The 9333-nt window shown below is 49.9% G+C and carries 8 protein-coding genes and 1 pseudogene; 3 read left to right on the top strand and 6 right to left on the bottom strand.

Features of this window, described 5'->3' with window-relative positions; translation table 11 throughout:
• Together A3EQ_RS23050 and A3EQ_RS23045 are read left to right on the top strand one after the other, a co-directional pair.
• Window positions 1-249, top strand: a pseudogene (locus A3EQ_RS23050) (IS30 family transposase); the annotation flags it as partial.
• A 642-nt stretch (window positions 250-891) separates the two neighbouring features.
• A complete protein-coding gene (locus A3EQ_RS23045) occupies window positions 892-1389 on the top strand; it encodes a hypothetical protein (protein ID WP_154652922.1) in 498 nt (165 codons plus the stop codon).
• Between the two features lie 535 nt (window positions 1390-1924).
• Here A3EQ_RS23045 and A3EQ_RS0118790 read toward each other — a convergent pair.
• The 5 genes from A3EQ_RS0118790 to A3EQ_RS0118760 all read right to left on the bottom strand — a co-directional run bounded on the left by A3EQ_RS0118790 (window position 1925) and on the right by A3EQ_RS0118760 (window position 7336).
• Complete coding sequence (locus A3EQ_RS0118790; protein WP_020156685.1) at window positions 1925-3649, bottom strand: methyl-accepting chemotaxis protein; 1725 nt, start codon at window positions 3647-3649, stop codon at window positions 1925-1927.
• Between the two features lie 131 nt (window positions 3650-3780).
• The gene (locus A3EQ_RS0118785; RefSeq protein WP_020156684.1) at window positions 3781-4311 is read right to left on the bottom strand and encodes an NADPH-dependent FMN reductase; all 531 of its coding nucleotides are present in this window, start codon (window positions 4309-4311) and stop codon (window positions 3781-3783) included.
• Between the two features lie 721 nt (window positions 4312-5032).
• Entirely contained in the window at window positions 5033-5635 is a 603-nt protein-coding gene (locus tag A3EQ_RS0118770; RefSeq protein ID WP_020156681.1) for a BsuPI-related putative proteinase inhibitor, read from the bottom strand.
• A gap of 135 nt (window positions 5636-5770) precedes the next feature.
• Window positions 5771-6613: an undecaprenyl-diphosphate phosphatase gene (locus A3EQ_RS0118765; protein WP_020156680.1), complete on the bottom strand. Its 843-nt coding sequence runs from the start codon at window positions 6611-6613 to the stop codon at window positions 5771-5773.
• A 117-nt stretch (window positions 6614-6730) separates the two neighbouring features.
• Window positions 6731-7336 (bottom strand): DedA family protein, encoded by a 606-nt coding sequence (locus A3EQ_RS0118760; RefSeq protein ID WP_020156679.1) that lies wholly within the window; start codon window positions 7334-7336, stop codon window positions 6731-6733.
• 209 nt (window positions 7337-7545) lie between these two features.
• Between A3EQ_RS0118760 and A3EQ_RS0118755 the strand changes: the two genes are divergently transcribed.
• Window positions 7546-8109, top strand: a complete 564-nt coding sequence (locus tag A3EQ_RS0118755) for a site-specific integrase (RefSeq protein WP_020156678.1) — start codon at window positions 7546-7548, stop codon at window positions 8107-8109.
• A gap of 95 nt (window positions 8110-8204) precedes the next feature.
• Here the strand turns inward: A3EQ_RS0118755 and A3EQ_RS0118750 are convergent, their stop codons facing one another.
• Window positions 8205-8897 (bottom strand): universal stress protein, encoded by a 693-nt coding sequence (locus A3EQ_RS0118750; protein WP_040369672.1) that lies wholly within the window; start codon window positions 8895-8897, stop codon window positions 8205-8207.
• Window positions 8898-9333 lie beyond the last annotated feature (436 nt).

Here is a 9333-nt window from a genome sequence, read left to right as displayed (position 1 = left end):
AGTGAACTCAGCCAGGCTATCGAATCCGAGGTGTATTACACACATCCTTACACATCATGTGAACGAGGAACCAATGAACGCCACAACGGACTCATTCGTCGATTGATTCCAAAAGGCAAGTCCATTGAGGATATCGATCCATCGCTCATTATNTATGTAGAGAANTGGTGTAACACCCTCCCCAGGAAGATCCTGGAATATCGTTCACCAAACGATGCGTTTCATGAAGAGTTACGAAACATCGCTTGATCATAACCATATTTTGGATTACTGTGAGTTGTTGCATTTATTATTGCAATTTAAGAATTTTTTACGGGAAATGGCTGTGGGAAAAACCCGTTTCCGTCACGGTTTCCTTTGTCCCCCGAACCGGCATTCCAGCGGAAGGCGGGACCCGGTCCGCCCCTTCGCGGAAACCTTGCTGCGCCATGTCAATCCTCCTCATTTTCCCAACCGTTCCCTTTCCCTTCGCTTACGGAAGACCGCCCCCTCCCGTCATTGCGGCCGCTCCTCCCCGGCATCCCATCCGCCATGCCGGCACCGCCCGCGCCGACCCCGTATGAGTAAAATATTTATGGGCAAAATTTATCCTTTTCAAGTAGGTGAGCGATCGGAGACGCTTATCCATTGAAGGGGGAACCCGGCATAAGCGCGGCGGGGAAAGAAGAATTAATGAAAAAGGGGCTGATTTGGCAGAATAAATGAGACAACTGAAGGAGCAAAAGCCATGGAGTATCAAGAATACCCGGATATCCAATCGATCGAAAAAGATTAATTGGAAGGAAATGGCGGGAATTTTTTCAACCATCATGAAAAGAAAACGGATTTCTCCGCATCATTATATTCACTGTACCCTTTTCTATTTTTTGTAAACCGTTAGGGGCATTGATGTTGGACAAACGGCAGCGGATGTCGGACACGGGAAAGGATGATGGACATTTTTTGCCCGATGATCGACGTTTTTTCCCGTATGATGGACATTTTTTCTGTGATGTTGGACAAATTTTTTTCCATGTTGGACAAAAAATTTCAAATGATGGACATTTTTTTGAAAATGTTGGACAGTCCCATGCGGTGTTGGACGATTTTTTAAAGATGTTGGACGATCCGGTTAAAATGTTGGACAGTCCGCCTGGAAAGGCGAACGGAATGTTGAACGATTTCCTCCAGATGTTGGACAAAAAGTATCTATCCTTGAACATTTGGCAAAAAATGTCGGACATTGTGGTTCGGATGTTGGACGATCCGAAGATGAAGAATAGGAAAATGTTGGACATTCCGGTCCGGGAATCCATGAATATTGAAAATTCCTTCTCTATATGTAGAACAATAAAACTTCCATGTTGGTCGAAACCATGCAATCTGAACAATAAACCTTCCGGTCCATAACCAGCCGGAAATGTCGGTTCCCCGGACATCCGCTTACTCCCGGATGTCCCTGGAAATGATAAATCGCGGGGAGTCGACCGGCCGGACATCGGCGCTGGGTTAAAAAATTGCCGATGTACACTTTTTAAAAACGCGGAATATTGACCAAGGAGGGAACCCTGAACGATTGTATCCGTTTACATTCCCGGAACGGGGTTAAAAAAATGCCCACATACGCTTGACTCAATCGCCGGCCCCTCCGCCGGCATTGTTGTCCGCCCCTGCCGGACTGGGCCCGGGATCGCCGGACGAAGGTTTTGCTCCTTTCTTCGGCTTCGGACGGCATCAAAGATATGCGGGCCGGCCACGGACGAACGAAGGATTCGCTCCTTTCTTCCCTTCGGCAAAAGGAGGGGCGGGAGGCGGCAGCTTTCAGGTCCCTCTGCCCCCTTCTTCAGCCGGGGCGATCGGCAAAAAAAAAACACGGCCGGTCAGCCGTGATGTTTGATATTTTGCAAGTACCCTTTTTCTCCTAATTTCCGACGGATAAGAAACGTCAGATTTGGAATTTTTCCACGAGCTGTTTCAGCCGTCTGGCTTCCTCATCCAAAGCCTCGGCGCTGGCGGAGATTTTATCCATCGTCATGGACGCCTGCTGGACCGTTGCCGACGTCTGCTCGATACCCGCCGCCGATTCCTGGGAGACGGAGGCGATGTTCTCAATGGATGTTCCGATCGTCTGCGAATTGTCGATCAAATTGTAGAGGGCGTCAGCCATATTTTCGATTTGCTTGCCGACGTCGTTGATGGTTTCGATCAGCTGGACGATCGTACGGCCGGTGGTCATCATCTGGTCGCTACCCTGGCTCACCAAACCGTAACCTTCTTCCAGCGAAGAAAGCACCTTTCCGGATTCCTTCTGGATGTCCGACAAGATGGAATTGATGTCCGTAACCGATGAGGTGACCTGCTCCGCCAGTTTTCTCACCTCGGCGGCGACCACGACAAAGCCCTTTCCGTGTTCCCCGGCCCGGGCGGCTTCAATCGAGGCGTTCAGCGCCAACAAATTGGTTTGATCGGCAATATCTTTGATGACGATCACCAGTTTGTTGATGTTTTTGATCTTGCTGTCCAGTCCCCGGAGCATTTCCAGCGACTGGTTGATTTTTTCGTTGATCTCCGCCATCTTCAAGATGGAATCGTCCATGTTCTGGCGTCCTTCGTTGGTCATCGCCAGCATCTTTTCGGATACCTTTTTCGTATCTTCCGATTTATAGACGACCTCGGCGATCGTCCCTAAAAACTGCTGCATTTTTTCGTACAGATGGTTGGCGGCGTTGGCCTGCTCTTCCGACCCGCTGGACAATTCCTCCATCGTCGCCGCGATTTGCTGGCTGCCGGAGTGCAAATCATTTGTGGATTTGACCAGATCATTGCTCTGCTTCACCAGCCGGTCGGATACGTCGGAGATCTGGGCAATGATGTCACTGAGGCTTTTCTTCATCCGGTTCATGGCGACGCCCAGCTGGCCGAGCTCATCTTTCCCGACCCGGTCAAGATCGGAAATCCGCAAATTGCCGTCGGCGATTTCGGAAGCGGTAAACATCACCTTATTCATGTTCCGGTTCAAATACCTGTTCAGCGCCCATAACAGCAGGAAGCCGATCACCGTGGAGAGAACGACCGAGCCGCCCAAGATGGTCAAACCCCTCTGAAAGGCGGAGTATGTATAATCGTAGGCGGATTGGCTTCCGGATCGGGTCAGCCTCGTCAATTCATTGAGGGATGAAATGATCTGGTAGCGGTAATTGCTGATTTGGATCTGCAAAACTAATTTTGCCGTGTCATCCTTTCCGGATTCCATCAGCGGTACGATATCTTTTTTGAAACTTTGCTCATATTTGTCGTAATTTTCCAACGCCAGATTCAATATGTTTTTCTGTTTTTCTTCCGTCAGCATCGGTTTGATTTTGTTAACCGTTTCTTGAAATTCCTTGCTAAAACCCTCAATCTGTTCCTGGTTGGCAAGTTTTTTGGAAAAAACGTAATCCATGATAAGCAGATCTTTATTGTTAATAATTGATATTAAATTTGTCACATAATAATTTAATTCTTCCTGTTTTTGTATTTCCTTTACATGCTCGCGAATGTTGAAAAATTGATAGCAGATGCCGGCGGAAGATATGAGAAACAGCACGATCGTCGACAGCAAAATCAGCCGGATTCTCGCCGTTAATTTCAAATTCGCGGATAAATTTCTGATCCATTTCATCGGTTTCATCGGTTAGACAGCCCCCCCTCTTTATTTATTTCGATATATTTTTCCGTTTCTTTAATGATTAGGAAGAAATTATAAAAATTTTTTCAAGCGGGGGAAATGGAGAATGGGCTGTTTTTTCGCGGATTTTCGCTTTAATTCTTCCCCGGGCCCCATTTCGCCTGAAAATGCAAAAGTTCTTTGACAAATTCCTCGATCCGCCTTTGGATCCTGTCTTCATAAATGTCGTCATCCTGATGAAAGAACAGAGTCTTCGGCGGCACCGTTCCTTTCAAGAAGGTGACAATCGGACGCAAATGATGCTCCAGGACCAAATAATGCTTTTCCGTCCCCCCGGTCATGACCAGCCCGACGATTTTTCCCTCAAAAACATTGGGCGGCAGATGGTCGAACAAATTTTTCAAGGCGCCGGAGATCGACGCTTGATACACCGGGGACCCGATGATGAAAAGGTCCGCTTCTTTGATTTTGCCGACCGCCGTCCGCGTATCCCGGTTATATTGGGAAAACGGCCTGCCGTCGACGAATTCCACCGCATAATCCCTTAAATCCATCAGCTCTATCGAAATGCCGGGATCGTTTTTTTGCACATGGTTCAATACTTCCCGCATCATGCCCGGCAATTTTTCCCCGATCAAGGAACCTGATATGCCCAACAATTTCATGGCGATTCTCCTTACACTTCCCGTTTTTATGGATTTTTGATGCCTTCTTCCATTTTATGCGAGATGCCCGGCCCCTTCCCGCCGGGAAAAGGCATAAGAAAAGAGGGGCTGTCATTTTCCCCTTTTTCCTCCATTATAACTGGAACGTTTTTTTCTTTAAAATAAAAAGATCCGGCATGATCGCCGACAGGAGTCCGGATCAAACCGGCCGGCCCCCGCGGCGTTGCCGGGAAGATTGACCGTCCGTCAAAGGGAAGGGGACGGATGCATTTTATGATTAAAGTTTGAAGGCGGAAGATCCGCCGACGCGCGCGGCATCCGCGCATCGGATAAGCCGGCGTCCGCCGGGATCATCCCGTTGGGCCATGCAGCCGCCACCGGCAAGCAAACCGGGGCACATGGGCAGAAACGAAAAACCGGCTTTTCAGAGAAAAGACGGGCATAGAAGCCCGTCTTAAAATTTTCCGCAAGGGAGGCCGGTCTTTCCCGCCGCTCAAGTCTTCCCGATTTTTCCCGCACCGGAAGTCTCATCCTTTACAGGCCTCCATGATGCACGAAGTCCTTGCCGCGCGGTATCGTCGGATGTATCCATCTCCATCGCTATATTCCATGATAAACGAAGTCCTTTGCCACAGTCCTTCTTTCACCCGAAGGCTTCCTTCTTTGCGCGCTTCCCCCGGACACGGCCTAACCGGCACCGGCCCGGGATCCATGGGGCCGTTCAAGGCAGGGAAAATCGGCCCGTTGCCGACAACTCCCGGCTGTCCACCGTCTTCCCTTCGGACGTTTTCGCCTTGGCGGTGATGATGACTTTCACCAAATATTTTCCCTTCTCCGCCTTCTTTCCATTTTTCCTTTTCCCGTCCCAATAAGCGGTAAAGGATAAACGGCCGCCCGCTTCCAATTCCACCTCGTTGATCACTTGCAGGAACGCCTTTCCTTCCGACCAACGGTAGAGGGGTTCCCCCTTTTCGCCGAAAATGAGGAAATCGTACCGCTGGCTCGTGGGAAATTGCAAGCGGACAGGAGCCAGCGAAATGTTTTGAACGGAAATATCCAGCCTGATCCGCCCGTTTTCTTCGGCGGTTTGAACCGCACTTTCCAGATGTTCCGGTTTAAAATCCTTTTGAAAAGGCAAAAACGGATTCGGCATCCCGTCCGGACGGCGGATATTCAGTTTTTTCACAAACGGGCGTTTTTCTTCCTCCACCTTTTCTTCCATCCTTTCATTACGGGAATCCCACTTGGGCAAGGCGAAAATCGCGGCAGCGGAAGCAAGCAGCAATCCGGCTGCCAAAACGATGGGGAGACGGAACTTTTTCACGGAATCACCCCCGTTTCCGCCCCTTCGCCGCTTGGATGCGCGGCCGGGCGGTCCTTTCCCGAACCCGGACGGCCAGTTTTCAGAGATTCCTCAAGATGGAAGAACGGTCCGGACGAAGGGGGTCGGACCTTCAGATTACCGGTTCAGCCAAAGAAAACAAAGGATGAGGGCCGCCAAAAGGATCCGGTAAATGGCGAAGGGGAACAATTTGATTTTATCGATCAAGCGCAAAAAGAACCGTATGGAAAGAAAAGCGAAAACAAAGGCGCTGATGAAACCCGCCGCAAAAAAGGGCCAGACCTCCGGACGGAAATACTGCCAGTTTTTTAAGAGGGAAAGGAAACTGGCCCCGGCCATGATGGGAACGGCCATAATAAAGGCAAAATCCGCCGCGGCCCGGTGGCTCAGCCCGAGGAAAACCCCGCCGGAAATCGTCGCTCCCGACCGGGAAAAGCCCGGCCATAAGGAAAGGCATTGGAACAGGCCGATGATAAAGGCCTGCCTATAGGAGATCTCGTCGACGGATTGGCGGCCCGGGTTCCTTTTGCTGCGCCAATCCGCCGCCATCATGAGGAAAGCGCCGGCGACCAAACTGATCAAAACATATTCCGTTTTAAACAGATATTGATCGATGATGTCTTCGAACAATACGCCCAATACCCCCGCGGGAAGCAGCCCGACGAGGACGTGGGAAAGTTTTAAGCGCCGACTCGGGAATTCCCCGATCCGGTAGCTGTCCCTTTTCAACGACAATAATTCAAGGAAGCGGTCTTTGAACAGGATGACGACCGCCAGAATGGATCCGAGCTGGATCACCACTTTGAACGTATTGGCCACATAGGGGGTTAAAAATTTTTCCGATTTTAACCACATATCATCGACGATGATCATATGCCCCGTCGACGAAATGGGGGCGAACTCCGTCACCCCTTCAACCAGCCCGAGAATGACCGCTTTCAACAATGTCCAAAAATCCATGTCATTACCCCTTTATCCCGCATGATTGCTGCATTTTTTGGATGTGATGCCCGAAATCTGCGTTCGGCCGGAAAAACGAAGAGGAAGGCATCGCTATTCCTATGAACCGGCCGCCTCTCACCGCCTTTTCCTGCGGAAAAGATAAATAAGGAAAAGGACGGCGGCGATGATGATGACCGCATAAACGAAGTTGGAGTAAATATCCATATAATGGACGATCCGTTCCCAATTTTCGCCCAGCTTTGCGCCCAATCCGACCAACAGGGCGTTCCAGATGAGCGTGCCGACCGTTGTAAAAAGCAAAAACAGCCCGAAATGCATCTTCGTCATTCCGGCGGGTATCGAGATCACGCTTCGCAATACCGGCACCATCCGGCAAAAGAATACGGTCCAATAGCCGTATTTTTCGAACCAGCGGCCCGCCCTGCGCAAATCCGTCTTGGAAATGCGGAGAATTTTTTCGTAGCGGTCCACAAAATTTTCCAGCCGGTTCACTTCCAAAAGCAAACCGATGCCGTATAACAGGACGGCGCCCGCGAGGGAGCCCAAGGTGGCGGAGATGAGGACTCCGAAAAAGGATAATTGCGATACGGCCGTCATAAATCCGCCGAAGGTCAGTATCACTTCCGAGGGGATGGGCGGAAAAAGATTTTCAAGGCAGATCAAGAGGAAAACTCCGAGGTACCCGTACTGCTCCATGACCTGAGTGATCCAATTCTCCATAAAAAAATCCTTTCCGTCGGAATTGTCCTACTTCATCCTATTTTAGACGGTACGAGAAAATGAATCAACGAGAAAAAAGAGGGCCTCTTTTTCTCTTCCGCCGCCGTGCTTCCATCCGGTCCCCGCGACGGTCCGGACCTTGGCGTTTGCAATGTTACATAATATATGATAACATATGATTGTGTAACATTAGTTTGGAGGCATCCTCCATGGAATACGTCGACCCAATCAAGGATGTCGAAAAAATCAATCAGATCAAAAAAATTTTGCGGGAGTCATCCCTCAGGGACTTGTTGCTTTTTACCTTCGGAATCAACACGGGCATCCCCATCAGCGATCTTCTGTCGCTGTCCGTCGGGGATGTCTGGGACGGGGAAAAGGCCCGCGAATTTCTCTACCTGAAAGATAAAAAAAACGGCACCCCCAAAGCGGTCTATTTGAACGACCGCGTACGGGAAGTGCTGGAAGAATACTTGAGCAAATGCCGTTTAAAGCCCGCCGATTACTTGTTCAAATCACGGAAAAACAATCGGCCGATCACCCGGCAGCAGGCCTACCGCATCATCAACCATGCGGCGAGGAAAGCCGGAATCAGCGGACGGATCGGGACCCATACGCTGCGGAAAACCTTCGGTTACCACGCCTATCGTAAAGGGGTCGCCATTTCGATCCTGATGGCCTTGTTCAATCACCATTCGCCGAGTGAAACGCTGCGGTATATCGGCATTGATAAAAACGACAAAAAACCCGTCAAGTTGGATGTCAATTTATGAGGGCATGATGCGGACAACATCTCTACTGACCCTCATACTTGCCGCAAATTCCATGTCAATTTACGACGGGATGATGCAATCCCCGACGGAAGAGGTCATTCGCGGGAATCTTTGATGTATATCGGCTCATTCATTTTCGCTTCCTGCAGGTCGGCGACAATCCCGTCGTTCACATATACATGGATCGTTTCCTTGTCCTTCATGAACTTGAAAATCCCATTGTCGAAATCCGTGCCGTGTTCCTTGAAAAAAATGCCTTCATAGGCGACATCTTTCGTGTGGTTGAAGGTCAGGCGGTATTGCCCTCCTTCTTTGATGAGGTAGGCGCGGACCCCTTTATCGTATTGCCCTTCTTCATCCTTGATATACCGCCCGACGGAAATGATATGGAGATCGACAAAGGGGATTTCTTTTAAAAGGGCGTTGATTAGCGAACCTTTCGTGATTTGTTCCCAGCGGCTTTGAGCCGTCTGCCCGATGATGATCTGGGTGACATGCTTTTCGCGCGCCACTTCCGCGATCACTTTTGCCACCGGTCTTTTCTCGTTATCCCTCAGGATGAACTCGGCGGAATGCAATGAATCCGCAAGTTTTTTCCACTTTTCAATATAGTAGGTTTTTTCCGCGTCCATTTCATCGAACGGTTTCGCATCCACCGTCAAAATGTACAGCGGGCAATTGAGCATATCGGCGATTTTGCAGCCGCGGCGAATCAGTCGTTCGCCGTTCGGACCATAAGAAACACATACCAGTATGCATTCATCCATCCGGCTGATTTTCTCATTCATGAAAATTTTCACCCCAAGACGATTTTCAAGCGAAATGATACCCTTCTTCGAACTATGTATGACTATAGCCCATGCTTTACATACAGTCAACAGATTTTACATAAAGTATTTCTATGGTTCACATTCTGCATACATTCCCCTGCTTTGCCGGCCAAAACCGGATGGCCGGATCTTCCGGAAGGACGGCTTTCCGTGCGCCCCGCCGGACAAGGGGGCAAGGGTAAATGGGAAAAAAGAAATCGGCATGGTCGGCCGTGAAACCGGTACCCGCCAAAACCGCAGGCCCGGAAGGCTCATGGGCGCGCAGCCCTTCACCTTCTCCGGCGCGGTCACGGCGTCTTTCCATGCCGGGTCTGCCGCCGTTTGGCTTTCAGAAAATTTCAGAATGATGCGAACCCGGGATACCCCGGAACGTGATTCAAATTCATCGGGAGGG

The sequence above is a fragment of the Caldibacillus debilis DSM 16016 genome, from assembly GCF_000383875.1.
Taxonomy (GTDB): Bacteria; Bacillota; Bacilli; order Bacillales; family Caldibacillaceae; genus Caldibacillus; species Caldibacillus debilis.
The sequence above is the reverse complement of the archived record's forward strand: the minus strand, read 5'-3'. Positions and strand labels throughout refer to the sequence as shown.